The sequence below is a fragment of the Pseudomonas sp. PSKL.D1 genome (assembly GCF_028898945.1).
Taxonomy (GTDB): Bacteria; Pseudomonadota; Gammaproteobacteria; order Pseudomonadales; family Pseudomonadaceae; genus Aquipseudomonas.
The window spans coordinates 4,726,510-4,746,388 of sequence record NZ_CP118607.1 but is presented as its reverse complement, the minus strand read 5'-3'; the positions used below and the strand labels follow the sequence as shown (position 1 = coordinate 4,746,388).

General features: G+C 61.3%; 16 protein-coding genes. 3 read left to right on the top strand and 13 right to left on the bottom strand.

Annotated elements, in window-relative coordinates; all coding sequences use genetic code 11:
* Window positions 1–42: 42 nt before the first annotated feature.
* The 7 genes from gltS to arcD (PVV54_RS21155) all read right to left on the bottom strand — a co-directional run bounded on the left by gltS (window position 43) and on the right by arcD (PVV54_RS21155) (window position 8,236).
* Window positions 43–1,251, bottom strand: a complete 1,209-nt coding sequence (gene gltS / locus PVV54_RS21185) for a sodium/glutamate symporter (protein ID WP_274907113.1) — start codon at window positions 1,249–1,251, stop codon at window positions 43–45.
* Between the two features lie 83 nt (window positions 1,252–1,334).
* A complete protein-coding gene (locus PVV54_RS21180) occupies window positions 1,335–2,846 on the bottom strand; it encodes a sigma-54-dependent transcriptional regulator (RefSeq protein WP_274907112.1) in 1,512 nt (503 codons plus the stop codon).
* A 161-nt stretch (window positions 2,847–3,007) separates the two neighbouring features.
* On the bottom strand, window positions 3,008–3,382 hold the full coding sequence (locus tag PVV54_RS21175; RefSeq protein ID WP_274907111.1) for a DUF5064 family protein: 375 nt from the start codon (window positions 3,380–3,382) through the stop codon (window positions 3,008–3,010).
* 58 nt (window positions 3,383–3,440) lie between these two features.
* Window positions 3,441–4,370 carry a carbamate kinase gene (gene arcC / locus PVV54_RS21170; protein ID WP_274907110.1) on the bottom strand — a complete coding sequence of 310 codons (930 nt, stop codon included), beginning with the start codon at window positions 4,368–4,370 and terminating at the stop codon, window positions 3,441–3,443.
* Window positions 4,371–4,440: 70 nt separating this feature from the next.
* A complete protein-coding gene (locus PVV54_RS21165) occupies window positions 4,441–5,451 on the bottom strand; it encodes an ornithine carbamoyltransferase (RefSeq protein ID WP_274907109.1) in 1,011 nt (336 codons plus the stop codon).
* Between the two features lie 72 nt (window positions 5,452–5,523).
* Window positions 5,524–6,777, bottom strand: a complete 1,254-nt coding sequence (gene arcA, locus PVV54_RS21160) for an arginine deiminase (RefSeq protein WP_274907108.1) — start codon at window positions 6,775–6,777, stop codon at window positions 5,524–5,526.
* 31 nt (window positions 6,778–6,808) lie between these two features.
* Window positions 6,809–8,236: an arginine-ornithine antiporter gene (gene arcD, locus PVV54_RS21155; RefSeq protein WP_274907107.1), complete on the bottom strand. Its 1,428-nt coding sequence runs from the start codon at window positions 8,234–8,236 to the stop codon at window positions 6,809–6,811.
* Between the two features lie 433 nt (window positions 8,237–8,669).
* Between arcD (PVV54_RS21155) and arcD (PVV54_RS21150) the strand changes: the two genes are divergently transcribed.
* Window positions 8,670–10,097 (top strand): arginine-ornithine antiporter, encoded by a 1,428-nt coding sequence (arcD, locus tag PVV54_RS21150; RefSeq protein ID WP_274907106.1) that lies wholly within the window; start codon window positions 8,670–8,672, stop codon window positions 10,095–10,097.
* Here arcD (PVV54_RS21150) and PVV54_RS21145 read toward each other — a convergent pair.
* The 6 genes from PVV54_RS21145 to gap form a co-directional block, all read right to left on the bottom strand.
* Window positions 10,077–10,490: a YbaN family protein gene (locus PVV54_RS21145; protein ID WP_274907105.1), complete on the bottom strand. Its 414-nt coding sequence runs from the start codon at window positions 10,488–10,490 to the stop codon at window positions 10,077–10,079. The two genes, arcD (PVV54_RS21150) and PVV54_RS21145, sit on opposite strands and share 21 nt — an antisense overlap.
* 54 nt (window positions 10,491–10,544) lie before the next feature.
* Complete coding sequence (locus tag PVV54_RS21140; protein WP_274907104.1) at window positions 10,545–11,138, bottom strand: biliverdin-producing heme oxygenase; 594 nt, start codon at window positions 11,136–11,138, stop codon at window positions 10,545–10,547.
* Window positions 11,139–11,374: 236 nt separating this feature from the next.
* Window positions 11,375–13,954, bottom strand: a complete 2,580-nt coding sequence (locus PVV54_RS21135) for a TonB-dependent receptor (RefSeq protein WP_274907103.1) — start codon at window positions 13,952–13,954, stop codon at window positions 11,375–11,377.
* A gap of 126 nt (window positions 13,955–14,080) precedes the next feature.
* A complete protein-coding gene (locus PVV54_RS21130; RefSeq protein WP_274907102.1) occupies window positions 14,081–15,043 on the bottom strand; it encodes a FecR family protein in 963 nt (320 codons plus the stop codon).
* A gap of 89 nt (window positions 15,044–15,132) precedes the next feature.
* Window positions 15,133–15,645 (bottom strand): RNA polymerase sigma factor, encoded by a 513-nt coding sequence (locus PVV54_RS21125; RefSeq protein WP_274907101.1) that lies wholly within the window; start codon window positions 15,643–15,645, stop codon window positions 15,133–15,135.
* 143 nt (window positions 15,646–15,788) lie between these two features.
* Complete coding sequence (gap, locus tag PVV54_RS21120; RefSeq protein WP_274907100.1) at window positions 15,789–16,790, bottom strand: type I glyceraldehyde-3-phosphate dehydrogenase; 1,002 nt, start codon at window positions 16,788–16,790, stop codon at window positions 15,789–15,791.
* 263 nt (window positions 16,791–17,053) lie between these two features.
* On the opposite strand from gap, the gene edd reads away from it, so the two are divergent.
* Window positions 17,054–18,880, top strand: coding sequence for a phosphogluconate dehydratase (gene edd / locus PVV54_RS21115; RefSeq protein WP_274907099.1), 1,827 nt, complete (start codon window positions 17,054–17,056; stop codon window positions 18,878–18,880).
* Window positions 18,877–19,836, top strand: a complete 960-nt coding sequence (locus tag PVV54_RS21110) for a glucokinase (protein WP_274907098.1) — start codon at window positions 18,877–18,879, stop codon at window positions 19,834–19,836. The genes edd and PVV54_RS21110 overlap by 4 nt, the downstream gene beginning before the upstream one ends.
* Window positions 19,837–19,879: the final 43 nt, after the last annotated feature.

Sequence of the window (19,879 nt, the reverse complement as noted above, 5' to 3'; positions counted from 1 at the left end):
TCGATACGGTGTAACGAATTCGATACTTTGCTTCAAGAGGTTTTACAGCGTGGTGAAGAACGGCAAAGCCAAATACAACTTGATGACGATCACATTGATGATGTCAATAAAGAATGCACCCACCATCGGCACCACCAGAAACGCAACATGCGACGGCCCGTAGCGCTGCGTTACGGCCTGCATGTTGGCAATGGCTGTCGGCGTGGCGCCTAGCCCGAAGCCGCAGTGACCGGCGGCCAGCACCGCTGCATCATAGTTGCTGCCCATGGCCCGGAACGTCACGAATACGGCAAAAAGTGCCATCACCAACGTTTGTGCTGTCAGCAAGATGACAAAGGGCAATGCAAGGGCCGCCAGATCCCAGAGTTTGAGCGACATCAATGCAATTGCCAGGAACAGCGACAGGCTGACGTTACCCAGTACCGAAACTTCCCGCTCGAACACCTGGTACAAGCCACACAATGCCAGCCCGTTACGCAGCACAACTCCGACGAACAACACGCACACGAAGGTTGGCAGCTCGAATGCGGTGCCTTTGAGCAGGCCCGTGAGCAGTGTACCCACCATCATGCTGACGGCGATCAAGGCCAGTGTCTCGACTATCGAGAACGGGGTAATCAAACGCTCTTTGTTCGGCTGTTCAAAACCCTTGGGCAGTACGGGCACTTCCTGTTCAACACCGGGCGTTTGCACGCGGCTGATCAGCAGGCGTGCGACCGGGCCGCCAATCAGGCCGCCCAGCACCAGGCCGAAGGTCGCGGCGGCCATGCCCAGTTCCGTTGCCGAGGCCAGCCCATACTGCTCACTGAACGTCGCACCCCACGCGGCACTGGTGCCGTGGCCACCGGACAAGGCAATCGACCCCGACAACAAGCCCATCAACGGGTCGAGCCCCAGGGCTTTGGCAAGCCCGATGCCCAGGGCGTTCTGTACCACCAGCAGCCCGGTTACCGCACAGAGGAAAATGGCGACTACCCGGCCCCCTTTGCGCAAGCTGGCCATGTCCGCGCTCAAACCGATGGTGGCAAAAAAGGCCAGCATCAAGGGGGATTGGAGGGAGGTGTCGAACTGTACGTGTACATCGAAGAAGCCGCGTAGGCCCAGCAGCAAGAGCGCCACCACCAAGCCACCAGCGACAGGTTCGGGAATGTTGTAAATACGCAGGAAGTTGACGCGTGTGACCAGGCCACGGCCCAGCAGAAGGACCAGCGAAGCGGCTACCAGTGTGCCGTAGAAGTCGAGCTCGAGCATCGTTTATGTCTTTTGTGATGTAACGGTACTGTCATTCTCCGGGTGATGATGCGTAGCGATGTGTAGGGTAAAACTGAGAAAAGTCAGGAATTGGCTTTGGGAATGCCGTATTTGCGCAGTCGTTGGGCAATGGCGCTGTGCGAGGTCTGCAAGCGCCCCGCCAATTGGCGGGTCGACGGGTAGCTGGCATACAGCCGCAGCAACAGTTCGCGCTCGAAATCTGCAACGGCTTGCTCAAGGGAACTCACTTCGCCGTCTTGCCCGCGTGCCACCGATGTACCGGCGATGTCCAGGTCACCGATGTCCACCAGGTTGCTCTCGCAAATGGCCGCCGCGCGGAAGATCACGTTTTGCAGTTGGCGAACGTTGCCTGGCCAGGGGTTGGCCAGCAAAGCCGAGTGGGTGTCGGGGGTCAGCCGGCAAGGCGGGCGCTGGATCTGGGTGCAGGCCTGCTGCATGAAGAAGTGCGCGAGCATCAGAATATCCTGGCCGCGGTCGCGCAGCGGGGGCACTTGCAGGTTGAGCACGTTCAGCCGGTAGAACAGGTCTTCGCGAAACGTCCCTTCGGCCACCATGCGCTCCAGATCACGGTGGGTGGCGCTGATGATACGTACATCCACCTTCACTTCGCGGTCCCCGCCCACGCGACGGAAGCTGCCATCACTGAGGAAACGTAGTAGCTTGGCCTGCAGGTAGGGCGACATTTCGCCGATTTCATCGAGAAACACCGTGCCCTGGTTGGCCAGTTCCATCAGCCCGGGCTTGCCGCCGCGCTGTGCGCCGGTGAAGGCGCCCGGGGCATAGCCGAACAGCTCGCTCTCAGCGAGGTTCTCTGGCAGCGCGGCGCAGTTCAGGGCAAGGAACGGCGCAGCGTGACGGCTGCTGATGGCGTGGCAGGCGCGGGCCACCAGTTCCTTGCCAGTGCCGGTTTCGCCGTGCACGAGCAGTGGCGCATCCAATGTCGCTACGCGCAGGGCGCGGGCTTTTAGCGTACGAATGGCGGCGGACTCACCAAGCAAGGCATCAAAGCCCTCGGCATGATCATGGTGAAGTGCCGACAGCCGTTCGCCCATGCGCGTTGGCGGGTAGAGTGTCAGCAGCCCCCCAGCGTTGGTGATGGGGGTGGCGTCCAACAGCAAACTTTGGCCATTGAGCTGCATTTCGCGCATCGGCAGGTGGAAGTTGTTGTCCAGCAGTGCTTGCAGCAGCGCTGGGTCATCAAACAGTTCGCTAACCGAGCGCCCGGCGGATTCACGGCCGCACAGGGCGATCAGCGCGGGGTTGGCCAGCAGCACTTTACCGGCGCTGTCCACCGCCAGTACCGGGTCACTCATTGCCGCCAGCAAGGCATCGAGCTGCAGGTGGCGGCGTTGGCCCGGAAGAATGTCAACCACATCCACCGACTGCACGCCGTTAACCTCGAACAGCGCGTCGTGCAGTTCTTCAAGCACGGCGGGGCTCAGGGTAGGGGCGTCGATGTAGACGTTGGGCGGGACCATTTCCACGGCGTCCAGGTTGAGGTTGCGGGCGCCGAGCAGGGCGAGGACTTCCTGGGTGATGCCGACGCGGTCGATGAAGCTGACGTGGATGCGCATGGGGAGGTACGGGTTGTGGCTGGGGAGGGCGGTAGTATGCCTTGCGAAGGGGGAGCCCAAGAATGCCGGGGCCGCTGCGCAGCCCATCGCGGATAAATCCGCTCCTACAGGGATTGTAGGAGCGGATTTATCCGCGATGGGCTGCGCAGCGGCCCCCAGGATTACATGCCTTCCAGGTTTTCCGGCTTGATCGGATCACCAGACTTCACATTCAGCTTCTGGCGAATGTCTTCGAACATCTTGTCGAACAGCGGATGTGGCGATGGAAGGCTTTCAAATTTCTTGGGTGCAGGCAGATGTGCTTGAGCTTTACGGCTCAGGTCCATCAGGAATCTGGGCAGTACTTCTTCCTTTCTCAGGAAGAATGACTCATCGACCGGTTTCCCCTCGATGCTGCCGTGCATGCGGAACAGTATGCCGCGGCCCTTCTGCTGATCCTGGGTGGCCTCGTAATCGATTTTCAGGTCATAGCTATGATCAGCCTTGTTCAGCGCAGTGCGCTCGATATGAACATGCCCGGGTTCATAGGTGGCCATGACGAAATCCTCCACATGATTTGATAACGGCGGGTACCGCAGTACCCGCCAACTGCCATCAACGGTAGCTGATTCCCGGCTTGGCGGTGCTGACGCGTGTGCCCGCGGTACCTTTGACGATACCTTCGATGTTTTCCAGCGAGCTGATCACTGCGACCTTGCCGGTGTTGCGGGCAAAGTCCATCGCCGCTTGCACTTTCGGCCCCATGGAGCCTGCGGCGAAACCCAAGCGCTCCAGTTCGTCAGGGTGCGCCTCGGCAATCGCCTTCTGGGTGGGCTTGCCCCAGTCGATGTAGGCCGCGTCCACGTCGGTGGCAATGATCAGCAGGTCTGCTTCCAGCTGTTCGGCCAGCAGTGCTGAGCACAAATCCTTGTCAATGACCGCTTCAATGCCTCTGAGCTTGCGGTTTTCATCGTACATGGTGGGGATGCCGCCACCTCCGGCGCAGATCACGATGCTGCTCTTTTCCAGCAACCATTTGATCGGGCGGATTTCGAAAATGCGCTTGGGTTTGGGGCTGGCCACCACGCGGCGATACTTGTCGCCGTCGGCTTTGACCACCCAGCCCTTCTCCTTGGCCAGGCGCTCGGCTTCTTCCTTGCTGTAGACCGGGCCGATGAACTTGGTCGGGTCTTTGAAGGCCGGGTCGTTGGCGTCTACCTCGACCTGGGTCAGCAAGGTGGCGAACGGCACTTCGAACGCCAGCAGGTTGCCCAGTTCCTGTTCGATCATGTAGCCGATCATGCCTTCGGTCTCGGCACCCAGTACGTCCAGTGGGTACGGTTCCACGGATTTGTAGGCATCGGCCTGCAGCGACAGCAGGCCGACTTGCGGGCCGTTGCCGTGGGCGATGACCAGTTCGTTGCCGGGGTGAATCTTGGCGATCTGCTCGGTGGCGGTGCGGATATTGGCGCGCTGGATGTCAGCGGTCATGGGCTCGCCGCGGCGCAGGAGGGCGTTACCGCCCAATGCAACAACGATACGCATGGGGAATGTCCTTTGAGCGGGAAATGGGTTCAGTCACAGGGGCCGATACAGCCCCTGTGCAGTGGTGGGGTCAGAGGTCGGCCAGGGTCGAGACGAGGATTGCCTTGATCGTGTGCATGCGGTTTTCCGCCTGCTCGAAGGCAATGCACGCCGGGGACTCGAACACGTCATCGGTCACTTCAATGCCGTTGGCGAGGTCCGGATACTGCTCGGCAATCTGTTTGCCAACCTTGGTTTCGGAGTTGTGGAAGGCCGGCAAGCAGTGCATGAACTTGGTCCGCGGGTTGCCGGTGGCTTTCATCAGCTCTTTGTTCACCTGGTAAGGCTTGAGTTGCTTGATGCGCTCGCCCCAGGCCTCAATCGGCTCACCCATCGACACCCACACGTCGGTGTGCACGAAGTCCACGCCTTTGACCGCCGCTTTCGGGTCTTCGGTGAGGGTGATGCGGGCGCCGCTTTCTTCGGCGTACTTGTGGCAACGTTCAACCAGGTCGTCGTGTGGCCACAGCGCCTTGGGCGCGGCGATACGCACGTCCATGCCAAGCTTGGCACCTATCAGCAGCAGCGAGTTACCCATGTTGTTGCGGGCATCGCCCAGGTAGGCGTAGCTGATGTCGTGCAGCGGCTTGTCGCTGTGTTCACGCATGGTCAGCACGTCGGCGATCATCTGGGTTGGGTGGTACTCGTCGGTCAGGCCGTTGAAGACTGGCACGCCGGCGAACTTGGCCAGCTCTTCGACGATTTCCTGCTTGAAGCCACGGTACTCGATGGCGTCATACATGCGGCCGAGCACGCGGGCGGTGTCCTTCATGCTCTCCTTGTGGCCGATTTGCGAGGAGTTGGGGTCGATGTAAGTAACGTTGGCGCCCTGGTCATAGGCGGCCACTTCGAATGCGCAGCGGGTGCGGGTGGAGGTTTTTTCGAAGATCAGGGCGATGTTGTTGCCCTTCAGGTGCTGCTGCTCGGTGCCGGTGTATTTGGCGCGCTTGAGGTCGCGGGACAGGTCCAGCAGATATTTCAGCTCGCGGGTGGTGTGGTGTTCCAGGCTGAGCAGGTTGCGGTTGTGGATGTTGAACGCCATGACGGTATCTCCTTGAGTTCGGTGAAAGTTGCCCGGCCGCCACTTCGTGGGCGCGGCCGGGTGTACTGGGCGTTAGTAGTCGATTGGGTCGCGTACGATCGGGCAGGTCATGCAGTGGCCGCCGCCACGGCCCCGGCCAAGCTCGCCGGCACTGATGGTGATGACCTCGATGCCCGCTTTACGCAGCAGGGTGTTGGTGTAGGTGTTGCGGTCGTAGCCGATGACCACGCCGGGTTCGATGGCCACCACGTTGTTGCCGTCATCCCACTGTTCGCGTTCGGCGGCGAAGCTGTTGCCGCCGGTTTCGACCACGCGCAGCTTGACCCCCAGTTGCTCGCCGACCACTTCGATGAACGACTTGTTGATGCGGCGTACGTCCATGCCGTAGGGCTTGCTTTCGTCCGGGCGGATGATGAACGGCACAATCTCGTTCACCACCTCCGGGAAAACCGTCACCAGGTCGCGGTCGCAGAAGCTGAACACAGTGTCCAGGTGCATGGCGGCGCGGGACTTCGGCAGGCCGGCGACGATGACTTCCTTGGCCGCACCCTTGGCGAACAGGTTTCGCGCCACCTGGCCGATGGCCTGGCGAGAGGTACGCTCGCCCATACCGATGAGCACAATGCCCTTGCCGATCGGCATCACGTCACCGCCTTCGAGGGTGGATGAGCCGTGATCCTTGTCGGGGTCGCCGTACCAGACCTCGAAGTCGGCGTTGGTAAATTCCTTGTGGAACTTGTAGATGGCAGTGGTCAGCAGGGTTTCCTGGCGACGCGCAGGCCAGTACATTGGGTTCAGCGTCACGCCACCGTAGATCCAGCAGGTGGTGTCGCGGGTGAACTGGGTGTTGGGCAGTGGCGGCAGGATGAAACTGGAGTGCCCCAGGTAGTCGTTGTACATCTTGACCACGTCGGCACCGGCGCTCTGTGGCAGGTCCTGGCCCGCCACACCACCGATAAGAAACTCGGCCAAGTGACGTGGTTCGAGGCCTTCAAGCCAGCTGCGTACTTCGTTGTTCAGGCCTACGCCGACGGTGTCATCGGTGATCTTGCGGTCCAGGATCCATTTCAGGGCATCTTTCTGCTGCACGATGTCAGTCAGCAGGTTGTGCATCTCCAGCACATCCACACCGCGCTCGCGCATCTTGGTGACGAAGTCGAAGTGGTCACGCTTGGCCTGGTCGACCCAGATCACGTCATCGAACAGCAGCTCGTCGCAATTGCTCGGGGTCAGGCGCTTGTGCGCAAGGCCCGGGGAGCAGACCATCACTTTACGCAGCTTGCCTGCTTCGGAGTGGACACCGTACTTCTGTTTTTCAGTGGACATGGTTCAATCCTCCATTAGTGCGTAGCCGTGGTCACAGGGTCAGGAAGCCGTCGTACAGTCCATAGGCCGCCACGATGGCGCCGATGACCACGGCTGCGAAGATCAGTTTTTCCACGTTGGTAAAGATGGGTTGGCCAATCTCGTGCTTGGCCTTGGCAAACAGGATCACGCCCGGGGCATACAGCAGGGCGGAAAGCAGCAGGTATTTCACGCCGCCGGCGTACAACAGCCAAATGGCGTAGATCAAGGCGATGCCACCAATCAGCAAGTCTTTGCTGCGCTCTGCGGCAGCTTGCTCGTAGGTTTCACCGCGCCATGCCAGCAGGAAGCCATAGCCCGCCGACCACAGGTAAGGCACCAGGATCATCGAGGTTGCCAGATAGATCAGCGACAGGTAGGTGCTGCTGGAGAACAGGGTGATCACCAGGAAGATCTGCACCATGGCGTTGGTCAGCCACAGGGCATTGGCCGGTACCTGATTGGCGTTTTCGCGGCGCAGGAACTCCGGCATGGTGTGGTCTTTGGCGGCGGCGAACATGATCTCGGCGCACAACAGTACCCAGGACAGCAGGGCACCCAGCAGCGAGATGATCAGGCCTACGCTGATCAGCACCGCGCCCCAGTGGCCGACCACATGTTCAAGTACAGCGGCCATTGAAGGGTTCTGCAGCTTGGCCAGTTCAGGTTGAGTCATTACGCCAAGCGACAGCACATTGACCAGCACCAGGAACAGCAGCACGGTGATGAAACCAATGACCGTGGCCTTGCCCACGTCGGAGCGTTTTTCCGCCCGGGACGAGAAGATGCTTGCGCCCTCGATGCCAATGAACACCCACACGGTGACCAGCATCATGTTGCGTACCTGGTTCATCACACTGCCCAGTTCGGGTGTGCCGGTGGCCCATATGTCAGCGGTGAAGATGTCGAGGCGGAAGGCGAACAGGCAGATCAGGGCAAACAGCACCAGCGGCACGACCTTGGCCACGGTGGTGACCAGGTTGATGAACGCCGCTTCCTTGATGCCGCGCAGCACCAGGAAGTGCACTGCCCACAGCAGGATCGAAGCTCCGATGATGGCTGCTGGCGTGTTGCCCTCGCCAAAGATCGGGAAGAAGTAGCCCAGCGTACTGAACAGCAAGACGAAGTAACCGACGTTGCCCAGCCAGGCACTGATCCAGTAGCCCCAGGCGGAAGAGAAGCCCATGTAATCGCCAAAGCCCGCCTTGGCGTAGGCATACACACCGCCGTCCAGGTCGGGTTTGCGGTTGGCCAGCGTTTGGAACACGAAGGCCAGGGTCAGCATCCCGACTGCGGTAATAGCCCAGCCGATCAGCACTGCGCCGACCCCGGCGCTGGCGGCCATGTTTTGCGGTAACGAGAAGATCCCGCCACCGATCATCGAGCCGACCACAAGCGCAACTAACGCGCCAAGTTTAAGTTTTCCGGTTGAATCAGACATTTAACAACTCCTGCCAGGAGAAAGTTGACGACAGATTAAAACTATCGCCTTGGCCATGAACTGACTTAGGTCAGTTCATGGTGACGTGAAGTGGGAAAAGGCCTTCACGTAACTCCTGGAGAGTGCCGACAACTGGGCTGCAGGCCTTCTGCGCTGGCACCTCCGTGTACATCTAGAGCAAACGCTCTGTTTAGCCTGCGATCTAAGAAGCTAGCTGCTTTTGCCGCTTTCGCAAATTTTCCATAAGAATTTTCAGTTTTATTAGAATCTTTTCTGAACGGCTTTCAACTGGTAATTTTGTTAGGTGGTGGCCTATAGACAAAGCAGTTATTAGTGCTATAGGTTTATTGGCTTACCTCATATAAGTAACTGTACTTATATGACCGATGTGGCTGTTTCAATCGAATGACAGCGGGTGAAAAAAGGGAGGCCCATGAGCGAACCGGGACAGAAGCTGCGCCTTGGCGCGCTGATCGCACTGGTGGTCGGCTCGATGATTGGTGGCGGCATTTTCTCGTTGCCGCAGAACATGGCCGCGCGTGCAGACGTGGGGGCTGTGTTGATCGGTTGGGGCATCACCGCCGTGGGCATGCTGGCGCTGGCATTTGTGTTCCAGACCCTGGCCAACCGCAAACCCGAGCTGGATTCGGGGGTATACGCCTACGCCAAGGCGGGCTTCGGCGACTACATGGGCTTTTCTTCGGCCTGGGGTTACTGGATCAGCGCCTGGCTGGGCAACGTCGGATACTTCGTGCTGTTGTTCAGCACCCTTGGCTTCTATTTCCCGGTGTTTGGCGAGGGCAATACCCCCATCGCCATCGGCTGCGCTTCTGTGCTGCTCTGGTCGGTGCACTTTTTGGTGCTGAGGGGCATCAAGGAAGCCGCCTTCATCAACCAGGTAACCACCGTGGCGAAAATCGTGCCGCTGGTGATTTTCATCGTCATCGCGGCGGTTGCGTTTCGCGCGGATATTTTCACCCGGGATATCTGGGGGCTGAGCAACCCGCAATTCGGCAGTGTGCTGGATCAAGTGCGCAACATGATGCTGGTCACGGTGTTCGTGTTCATCGGTATCGAAGGTGCCAGCGTTTACTCGGGGCGGGCGCAGAACCGTTCTGACGTGGGTAAGGCCACGGTCATCGGTTTTCTCGGGGTGCTGGCGCTGCTGGTGCTGGTCAACGTGCTGTCGCTGGGCGTAATGACCCAACCTGAACTGGCAGGGCTGCAAAACCCGTCACTGGCGTCGGTGCTGGAGCATATCGTCGGCCCGTGGGGGGCGTTGCTGATCAGTATCGGCCTGGCCGTTTCGCTGCTGGGGGCGCTGCTTTCGTGGGCGTTGCTGTGCGCCGAAATTCTGTACGCCACGGCGCGGGACAAAACCATGCCGCGCTTTCTGGCCAGGGAAAACGCCAACCATGTGCCGGCCAATGCCTTGTGGCTGACCAACTGCATGATTCAGGGGTTCTTGCTGATCACGCTGTTTTCGGCAGGCACCTACACCAGCCTGATTTACCTGGCTTCTTCGATGATTCTGGTGCCGTACCTGTGGTCGGCTGCTTACGCCTTGCTGCTGACCGTGCGTGGTGACACGTATGCTGCCCAGGCTGCACTGCGGCGCAAGGACATGCTGGTGGCGGCGGTTGCGCTGGTGTACGCGGTTTGGCTGTTGTACGCCGGCGGGCTCAAGTACCTGTTGTTGTCGGCATTGCTTTACGCACCGGGCGTCATCCTGTTCGCTCGCGCCAAGCGTGAACAGGGGCAGGCATTGTTCACCACCTGGGAAAAGCTGATTTTCGCAGCTGTGCTGGTGGGGGCGGGCTTGGCTGCATATTCGCTTTACTCAGGGCTGCTGAGCTTGTGACGGGGTTGGCACGGCCTGCTCAGGTCGTGACCAGATCCAGAGGTTGCCCATGGCCATGCCGGTTATAGCCAGGAACACCGGCCAATGGTGCTCCAGAAAGGTCAGCATCAGCCCTGCACACAACAGCATGCTGACGGTGGCGCTGACCTTGGCCCGTCTTTTGATCACCTTGCCATTGCGCCAGTTGTACAGAATCGGCCCGAACAACCGGTGGTTCTCCAGCCATGCCGACAAGCGCGGCGAACTGCGTGTGGCTGCCCACGCAGCCAGCAGGATGAACTCAGTAGTGGGCAGGCCCGGGATGACGATGGCCACCAACCCGATCCCCAGGCTTACATAAGCCAGGATGCCGTACAGCAGGCGCGACAGTTTGGAGCGGGCTGGTTGGGTCATGGTCTCACTGCGAAAAACGGTCCGGCCACCCCAGAGGCGGCCGGTTGATGCGTATCAGGCCAATGCGGCGTCTGTGGCATAGGCATGTTTGAGCAGCTCGGTGAAGCGCTCGAAGGCGGCCACTGCACCACGTTCGGCTGCGGCGTCTTCTTCGGGCGACAGTTCCAGGCCATCCAGAATGCGAGTGAATTGCTTCCAGCCTTCGGCGCGGCCACCGGCCGGCTCGCCCAGGTGGCGGGCACCGAAGCTGTCGGACAGCTCAAGGGCAACGGCACGCTTGATCAGAAACGCAGCGCCCAGTTTGGAGCCTTCGGAGACGAAGATCCAGCCCAATGCTTCACCCAGGCCAGGGTTTTGCAGAGCGCCGGGGACGGCGGCCGGCACTTCGGTGTTCAGGTCGCCGAGGTCCAGGCGCGCTTGTTCTGCGCGGCAGCGTTCGGCCAGGTCCGGGACGATGGCGATCAGTTGCGGGTCGTTGTACAGGGCCTGCAGTTCGGACTGGAACAGGTATTGGGCAACCACGAAGCGGGCGAAGCTTTCACGGCTGTCGAACGGCGCGTGGGATTTGACCAGGGCGTCCAGCTCGGTATGCGGGGCGTGGGTTACCTGGTTCAGGCGCTGCGAGCGCAGGGCAGGGCGGTCGGTCATGGGGGTGTCCTTGGGAAATGAGGGCGTCTAGTGACAAGACGAAACAGCGGGGGGAGGACAGTAAAAAAACTGGGTTTTTTGGCTTTGGTGCGGTGGTGGCTGGAAGATAGAGCGCCGCTCGTGCGGCGCATCGCGGATGAATCCGCTCCTACAGGCATGCGTCAGGCAGTTGTAGGAGCGGATTTATCCGCGATGCGCCGCGCGAGCGGCGCTCTATCTCACAGGCGCTACAACTCTCAGATATCCCAAACCACATTGATACCGAAATTGCGCCCCGGCATGGTCAGGCGGTCGAGGTTGGCCGGCTGGGTCACACCCGCTTCGCCCTGGCCGTCATAGCCACGCACGTCATCCCACTGCCAGTACTTCTTGTCGGTCAGGTTGTACAGGCCGGCATTGATGGTCACGTCGTCGGTCACCTTGTAGAAACCGGTCAGGTCCAGCACGCCGTAGCCCGGGGTGCGGAACTGCGAGCTCTGGCCGTCTGGCGCAAAGAAGGTGGTGTCGTCGACGCGGGTCTTGCGTTTGACCAGCGTCCAGCTCAGCAGGCCGCCGTAGTTCGGCTGCTCGTAACCCAGGCCGAACACGCCGGTCAGCGGGTTGACGCTGTTCAGCGGTTGGCCGTTGTCATCGTTGCGGCCATTGGCATAGGCAATCGAGCCCTGGGTGTACAGCCCTTCTGGTGCACCGAAGTGGTCAAGGTTCAGGCGGCCTTTGACCTCGGCACCCTTGATGGTGGCGTGCTTGATGTTGTTGGCCTGGAAGGTGGTCTCGAGGTTGGCCGACTGCACGGCGTCTTCGTCGATGAAGTCGCGGTACTTGTTGTAGAACACCGCCGCGCTGAAGTTGCCCGCCTCGAAGTTGCCGCGCAGGCCGGTTTCGTAGCTCTTGCTCTTCTCGGGCTCAAGACCGGGGTTGCCTTGCACCACGTAGCCTTCAGCCTGGTTCTCGAAGCGGCCGTACATCGACTTCGCGGTCGGTGTGCGGAAGCCTTCCGCGTATTGGCCGTACCACGTGTAGTTGTCGTTGAAGGCATAGGTTACGCCGAGTTTCGGCGATACGCGGTGCCACTTCTTGTCCGAGTCGTCGAGGCTGCCTGGTGCCGTGCCCGAGCCCTGGATGCCGCGCAGGAATTCCTCGGTGAACTTGGGCTCCATGCGGGTGTAGTCGTAGCGAGCCCCTGGCAGGAAAGTCCAGTTGTTCCAGCGGATTTCATCCTGCACGAACAGGCTGTAGGTGTTGACGGTCGGGTCCGGGAAGTCGCTGACCAGTGCCTGGGCGTCGGTGGTGCTGACCTGGCCGATGGCGCGGCAGGTGCCGCCTACCGCCAGGCAGGTGCCGGTGCCGCTGCGCGAACCGGTGACCTTCTCGTGCTTGAGGGTGGTGCCGTAGGTCAGCAGGTGGTCGGTTTCGCCAATGCTGAAGGCTTTGTCAAGTTGGGCATCGAAGACCCATTGGCGGTCTTTGTAGGTGGTGTCACGCGTACGCAGCACGGTGCGGCTGAACGGGAAGTAGACTTCCTCGGTTTCCTGGTCGGTCTTGGCGATCTGGTAGTTCAGGCTCCACTTGATGTGGTCGGCGACAACCGAATCCAGGCCGAACTCGTGGTTGATGCCGAAGCGCTCGCGGGTCACGGTATCGTTGCCGGTACGGCTGCGGTACATGCCAAGGCCGGTGCCGTTGGTGAACGGGCCGCCTACGGCGCTGAGGATGTTCTGGTCGCGGTCATCCTTGTAGCGCTCGTAGGTAAAACCCAGGCGGGCGTCGTCGGCGTAGTTCCAGCCCAGTTTGGCCAGCACGTTGGTGGTACGCACGTCTTCCGGGTTGGCTTCAGTGCGCGACAGGCCGGTGCCGCCATGGCCACCGTACGATTCGGTTTCGTGGCCGTTGCGCTGGCTCAGGTGCAGCAGGCCGTCGAAGTCGCCCTGGCGGCCGGCCACGGTGGCGGAGGTCAGCCAGCTGTCGTCGGCGGAGCTGTAACCGGTTTTCAGGCGGGCGCCCACGTCCTTGCCCGGCTTGATGATGTCGTCCGGGTCGAGGGTGAAGTAGCTGACCGCACCGCCAATGGCGTTGCTGCCGTACAGCACCGAGGCCGGGCCGCGCAGGATTTCCACGCGCTTGACGATTTCAGGGTCGACATAGTTGCGCTGGGTTTGGGCATACGGGCCGTAGAAGAAGCTGTCGGGGATCGATACACCGTCGACCTGGGTCAGGATGCGCTCGCCGTCGATGCCGCGAATGTTGTAGCCGTTCAGGCCGCTACGCTGGCCAACGCCGCCCACCGATACGCCAGGTTCGTAGCGCACCAGGTCCTTGATGTTGTTGACGTTCTGGCGGTCCAGTTCCTGGCGTGTCTGCACGGAGACGGTGCTGGGCACCTGGCTCACGTCCTGTGCGCTACGGGTGGCGCTGACGGTCATCTGTTGCAGGGCAATGGCATTGCCGGCGGACTGGCGCTCGAGCACCACGTTGCCGTTGCTGATCTTGCGGTAGCCAAGGCCCGTGCCCTGGAGCATTTGCTTGAGTGCGGCTTCCGGCGGCAACGAGCCGCGTACGCCGGGCGACGCCACGCCCTCGGCCACTTCTGCACTGAAGCCAACCTGCCAGCCGGTCACTTGGCTGAATGCATTGATTGCTTCCACCAGGGGCTGTTGGGCGATGTTGAAACGGTAGTCACCCATACGCGGGCTGCTGGCCTGGGCCGGCTCTGCGGCCAGTGCTGGCAGGCTTACAGCGCCACTGGCCAGCAGGGCCAAAGTCAGCAGGGACAGTTGCCCTGCTCGGCGGGGAAGGGTGGACGGGCGAGTTGTGGACATCGAAAGCGCTCCCTGACGCGCGAACTGTTATAGGTGATGACCGTTCTTGTTTTCAAACAAGAATCAGTTGCATTGGCTATAACGAGACGGGCGGGGTGTCGCGATCGCGTAAAAAAAGTTTTCAGGTCAGTTCAGAATGACCACGGCGGGGTATTCATGCAGCTGTGCTGAGGTGATGTGGGCCAGGGCGCGCAAGGTTTCCAGCGGTTGGTCGAGGCGGTAGTTGCCGGTGACAGCCATGTCGCCAAGCTCGCTGTTGCGGTTGATGATCCAGCCGGGGTAGTAGCGGCGCACTTCAGCCAGCACCTGGCTCAGCGGGCAGTTTTCGAAGACCAGGCGGCCATCGACCCACGCCAGGTCCTTGTGCATGTCCGGCCGCTGGCGTTGGCCAAAGCCTTGCGGCCCGACGCTGATGCTGTCGCCAGCGGTCAGGCGGATGCGCTGGTCGCTGGCGGCCTGCAGGTCGACGTCACCCCGTTGCACGCGTACCTGCGCCTCACCATCGAGGTAGCGCACGGCAAAGTCGGTATCGCGCACCTGCGCCCGTAGCGGACCAGCCTGTACCTCCAATGGCAGCTGGTTGCCGCCGGGCACCTCGAAGTACGCCTCACCCTGCAGCAGCCGAGCCACCTGCCGGCCACCCTGCAGGTCACTGGCAAAGGCGGAGTTGGTGTTGAGCAACACCTTGGCACCGTCATCCAGTTGCAGGCGCTGGCGCTCGCCTACCACGGTGAGGTGGTCTGCCTGCAGGCGTACCGGCAAGTTGCCGAAAGTGAACAGCCCGACCAGCAGCACGGCAGCCGTGGCCAGCGGTTTCCAGTGGGTACGTAGGCGGCCCCGCACCGAACGGCGTTTTACCTGATGCATCTGTGTAGCGGCCTGCCGCAGAGAGCTGCCATTCCACAGCGCCTCGGCTTCGACATAGGCTTCGGCATTTTCGGGTGCCGCACTTAACCATTGCTCGAAGGCCTGGGTGTCCGCTTGGCTGGCGCACTGCAAGCGCACGAGCCAGCCCAGCGCCTCGTCCATCGCACGGGCGCGGGCGTCGGGCCCGTTGGCTGGCGGGCGGGTGACGGGGCTGTCGGTCACGGTGGGTCCTTGCAGATATTTTTCTGAATGATCAAGGCTAAGCCTGGGCGTGGCAAGGGCCTTGCGCATTCAGGTGGCAAACGGTCGGCTCACTTGAGGCGATCGGCCACACCCATGCAGATGGCCATGATCAGTTTCAGCTCTTTTTGCACCGTGCTGGCAGACACCTTCAACTGGTCGGCGATTTCCAGGTAGCTCGCGCCGTGCAGGCGGCTGAGGATGAAAATGCGCTGCTGGCGCTCGGTAAGTTGGTTGAGGCTGACGCTCAGGTGCTTGAGCAACTGCTCGGCGTGGGCGGCATCCTCATTGCTGCTGACCGGTGCGGCAACATTGTGCAGCACCTCATCGGGCACATCGTCCACCAGCATGCGCGCTTGCACCCGGCGGGTACGCAGGTGGTCCAGTGCCAGGTTGCGGGCTGTCTGGAATACAAAGGGTTCCAGATGCTCGATGGGGCGTTCGCCCAGGACGCGGGAAACCCGCAGGTAGGTTTCCTGCAGCAAATCCTCGGCGGTGCTGCTGTTGCCGACCATGCGCTGCAGGGTGCGCAGCAACGAAAGCCGCTGAACGAGGAAGACGGAGTTGAACCGGGACTGACTCACGGGGAAACCTGGCCGATGAAGAGGTGAATGATAATGCTTATCATCTTTGCCAAAGGTCAAGCGGGGAAATGTTAAGAAAGGGTAAAGATTGTGTATGCAGGTTCGGACTTGTCGCAGGCTCGCCTGCGACAAGTCCGATGCAATCAACGTGCGTTCATCAACGCCAGGCAGTTGTCCAGCATCCGGTTGGAGAACCCCCACTCATTGTCATACCAGGCCAGCACCTTGAGCATGCGGCCGTTGGCCCGGGTGTGGTTGGCGTCGAAAATCGACGACAGCGGGTTGTGGTTGAAATCGCACGACACCAGCGGCAGGGCGTTATAGCCCAGCACCTTGGAATGTCGGCTTGCCTCCTGGAACAGCTGATTGACCTGCTCGGCCGTGGCTTCGCGCTGAAGGTTGACGGTGAGGTCCACCAGCGACACGTTGATCACCGGCACGCGCACGGCCATGCCGGTCAGTTTGCCGGCCAGTTCCGGCAGCACCAGCCCCACGGCTTCGGCAGCGCCGGTCTTGCTCGGGATCATCGACTGGGTGGCAGAACGGGCGCGGTAGGGGTCACTGTGGTAAACGTCGGTCAGCACCTGATCGTTGGTGTAGGCGTGAATGGTGGTCATCAGCCCCTGCTCGATGCCGAACTCGCGGTGCAGCACCTGGGCAATCGGTGCCAGGCAGTTGGTGGTGCACGATGCGCTGGAGATGATCTGGTGCGACGCCCGCAAGGTATCGTGGTTTACGCCATACACCACCGTGGCATCAGCGCCCTTGGCAGGTGCCGAGATAATGACCTTGCCAGCCCCTGCCGCCAGGTGCGCTGCGGCTTTGGCGCGATCAGTGAACAGCCCGGTGCATTCGAACACCACGTCAATCGCCTCAGCCTTCCAGGGCAGGTCTGCCGGGTTGCGGATGGCGCTGACCGCAATACGGTCACCGTTGACCGTCAGGCTTTCGTGGTCAGCCTCCACGGTGGCGTCGAAAGCGCCGTGCACGCTGTCGTACTTGAGCAGGTGGGCGTTCATCGCGCTGTCGCCCAGGTCGTTGATGGCGACGACCTGCAAGTCCTGGCGGTAGCCTTGGGTATACAGTGCGCGCAGGACATTGCGCCCGATGCGGCCGAATCCATTGATGGCGATGCGTAGGGTCATGGCAGTACCTCTGGCAGTCCGAGTGAAACCTGTGGCACAAAGAAGCTTCACTGAAACGGTTTTGTTGTTGGAATTACAAGATTATTCACTGACAGATAGAAAACAAGCCTTTTTGATGGCAATATTTTGTTTAAACATACAACGAGTGGTCGGGCGAGCCGCCTCCTCGATGCCCCAAAGCCTTTGCCTTGAGCCTAGGTGGCAATCGTCTGGAGGGGAAATGCCCGGTAAACCGCCCTTACCGTTAGCCTGGAGTCCAGTACATGCATCCGCGCATCCTTGAGGTCACCCAGCGGCTGATCGAACGCAGCCGAGCCACCCGTGAACGCTACCTGCAGCTGATTCGCGGCGCGGCCAGTGACGGGCCCATGCGTGCCAGCCTGCAGTGTGCCAACTTCGCCCATGGCGTTGCCGGTTGCGGTGCAGAAGACAAGCAGGCCCTGCGCCTGATGAACGCTGCCAACGTGGCCATCGTTTCGGCCTACAACGACATGCTTTCGGCGCACCAGCCGTATCTGCACTTCCCGGACCAGATCAAGCAGGCCCTGCGCGAGGTCGGCTCGGTCGGCCAGTTCGCCGGTGGCGTGCCGGCCATGTGCGATGGCGTAACCCAGGGCGAGCCGGGCATGGAGCTGGCCATTGCCAGCCGTGAAGTGATCGCCATGTCCACGGCGGTGGCGCTGTCGCACAACATGTTCGATGCAGCGCTGATGCTGGGTATCTGCGACAAGATTGTCCCTGGCCTGATGATGGGGGCGTTGCGCTTCGGCCATTTGCCGACCATCTTCGTGCCGGGTGGGCCGATGGTGTCGGGCATTTCCAACAAGCAGAAGGCCGACGTGCGCCAGCGCTACGCCGAAGGCAAGGCCAGCCGCGAGGAGCTGCTGGAATCGGAAATGAAGTCCTATCACGGCCCAGGCACCTGCACCTTCTACGGCACCGCCAACACCAACCAGTTGGTGATGGAAGTGATGGGGCTGCACCTGCCGGGTGCTTCGTTCGTCAACCCCTATACGCCGCTGCGTGATGCGCTCACCGCGGAAGCGGCGCAGCAGGTTACGCGCATGACCAAGGCCAGCGGCAGCTTCATGCCGCTTGGCGAGATCGTCGACGAAAAGGCGCTGGTCAACTCCATCGTTGCCCTGCACGCCACCGGCGGCTCCACCAACCACACCCTGCACATCCCGGCCATCGCCCAGGCAGCGGGCATTCAGCTCACCTGGCAGGACATGGCCGACCTGTCCGAGGTTGTGCCAACCCTGTCCCACGTCTACCCCAACGGCAAGGCCGACATTAACCATTTCCAGGCTGCAGGGGGCATGGCCTTCCTGATTCGCGAGCTGCTCGATGCCGGCTTGCTGCACGAAGACGTCAACACCGTGGCCGGCCACGGCCTGCGCCGCTACACCCAGGAACCGTTCCTCGACAACGGCAAGCTGGTGTGGCGCGAAGGGCCGGCGCAGAGCCTGGATGAAAGCATCCTGCGCCCGGTCGCACGGCCTTTCTCGGCAGAGGGTGGCCTGCGGGTAATGGAAGGCAACCTTGGGCGTGGTGTGATGAAAGTGTCGGCGGTGGCACCTGAACACCAGGTGGTGGAGGCCCCGGCACGGGTATTCCACGACCAGCAATCGTTGGCCGATGCTTTCAAGGCCGGTGAGCTGGAGTGCGACTTCGTTGCAGTGGTGCGCTTCCAGGGGCCGCGTTGCAACGGCATGCCTGAACTACACAAATTGACGCCGTTTCTCGGTGTATTGCAGGACCGTGGCTACAAGGTGGCGCTGGTTACCGACGGCCGTATGTCGGGCGCATCGGGTAAAATCCCGGCGGCCATTCACGTCTGCCCCGAAGCCTTCGATGGCGGCCCGCTGGCGCGCGTGCGCGATGGTGATATCGTGCGGGTTGATGGCGTCGAAGGCACGCTGCGGGTAATGGTTTCGGCCGAAGAACTGGCCAGCCGCGACCTGCCAGCCGCGCCCCAAGGCAATGACCTGGGCTGCGGGCGCGAGCTGTTCGGCTTCATGCGCATGGCGTTCAGCCCCGCAGAACAAGGGGCGAGCGCCTTTACTTCGGCCCTGGAGAACCTCAAATGAAGGACCTGCTGGTTGGCGACATCGGTGGCACCAATGCCCGTTTTGCGTTGTGGCGTGACAACCAGCTGCACGAGGTGAAAGTCTTCGCAACGGCCGACTACACCAGCCCCGAGCAAGCCATCCAGGCCTATCTGGCGGAGCAGGGCATCGCCCGTGGAGGCCTGTCGGCCGTCTGCCTTGCTGTGGCCGGGCCGGTCGATGGTGATGAGTTCCGCTTCACCAACAACCATTGGCGCTTGAGCCGCAGTGCGTTCTGCAACACGTTGCAGGTCGAGCGCCTCATGCTGATCAATGACTTTTCGGCCATGGCCCTGGGCATGACTCGCTTGCAGTTCGGCGAGTTCCGGGAGGTGTGCCCCGGCCAGGCCGACCCGGCGCGCCCTGCACTGGTGATCGGCCCTGGCACCGGCCTTGGTGTTGGCAGCTTGCTGCGTCTGGGTGAGCAGCGCTGGCAAGCGTTACCTGGGGAGGGTGGGCACGTCGACTTGCCGGTGGGTAATGCCCGCGAGGCGGCGATCCATCAACAGATTCACGGCCAGATCGGTCACGTCAGCGCCGAAACCGTGCTCAGCGGCGGCGGGCTGGTGCGGTTGTATCAGGCCATTTGTGCGCTGGATGGCGACACACCCCGTCACAAGACGCCTGCCGATGTTACCAATGCCGCTTTGGCCGGTGAGCCGCGGGCCTTGGCGGTGATCGAGCAGTTCTGCCGCTTCCTGGGGCGAGTGGCCGGTAACAATGTTCTGACCTTGGGAGCGCGCGGCGGGGTTTATATTGTCGGCGGCGTGATCCCGCGTTTTGCCGAACTGTTCCTGCGCAGTGGCTTTGCGGCAAGCTTTGCCGACAAGGGCTGCATGAGTGGATACTTCGCTGGCGTGCCGGTGTGGCTGGTGACGGCAGAGTATTCGGGTTTGCTGGGCGCAGGAGTGGCTCTGCAGCAGGCGCTTGATCACTGATTTGTAATGGGGGCGCAAAGCGCCCCCATAGGCACAGCAGGCA

What these genes read in the sequence shown, in the direction of transcription:
- gltS (WP_274907113.1), bottom strand. Translation starts at nt 1,251, where the DNA reads ATGCTCGAGCTCGACTTCTACGGCACACTGGTAGCCGCTTCGCTGGTC.
- PVV54_RS21180 (WP_274907112.1), bottom strand. Translation starts at nt 2,846, where the DNA reads ATGCGCATCCACGTCAGCTTCATCGACCGCGTCGGCATCACCCAGGAA.
- PVV54_RS21175 (WP_274907111.1), bottom strand. Translation starts at nt 3,382, where the DNA reads ATGGCCACCTATGAACCCGGGCATGTTCATATCGAGCGCACTGCGCTG.
- arcC (WP_274907110.1), bottom strand. Translation starts at nt 4,370, where the DNA reads ATGCGTATCGTTGTTGCATTGGGCGGTAACGCCCTCCTGCGCCGCGGC.
- PVV54_RS21165 (WP_274907109.1), bottom strand. Translation starts at nt 5,451, where the DNA reads ATGGCGTTCAACATCCACAACCGCAACCTGCTCAGCCTGGAACACCAC.
- arcA (WP_274907108.1), bottom strand. Translation starts at nt 6,777, where the DNA reads ATGTCCACTGAAAAACAGAAGTACGGTGTCCACTCCGAAGCAGGCAAG.
- arcD (WP_274907107.1), bottom strand. Translation starts at nt 8,236, where the DNA reads ATGTCTGATTCAACCGGAAAACTTAAACTTGGCGCGTTAGTTGCGCTT.
- arcD (WP_274907106.1), top strand. Translation starts at nt 8,670, where the DNA reads ATGAGCGAACCGGGACAGAAGCTGCGCCTTGGCGCGCTGATCGCACTG.
- PVV54_RS21145 (WP_274907105.1), bottom strand. Translation starts at nt 10,490, where the DNA reads ATGACCCAACCAGCCCGCTCCAAACTGTCGCGCCTGCTGTACGGCATC.
- PVV54_RS21140 (WP_274907104.1), bottom strand. Translation starts at nt 11,138, where the DNA reads ATGACCGACCGCCCTGCCCTGCGCTCGCAGCGCCTGAACCAGGTAACC.
- PVV54_RS21135 (WP_274907103.1), bottom strand. Translation starts at nt 13,954, where the DNA reads ATGTCCACAACTCGCCCGTCCACCCTTCCCCGCCGAGCAGGGCAACTG.
- gap (WP_274907100.1), bottom strand. Translation starts at nt 16,790, where the DNA reads ATGACCCTACGCATCGCCATCAATGGATTCGGCCGCATCGGGCGCAAT.
- edd (WP_274907099.1), top strand. Translation starts at nt 17,054, where the DNA reads ATGCATCCGCGCATCCTTGAGGTCACCCAGCGGCTGATCGAACGCAGC.
- PVV54_RS21110 (WP_274907098.1), top strand. Translation starts at nt 18,877, where the DNA reads ATGAAGGACCTGCTGGTTGGCGACATCGGTGGCACCAATGCCCGTTTT.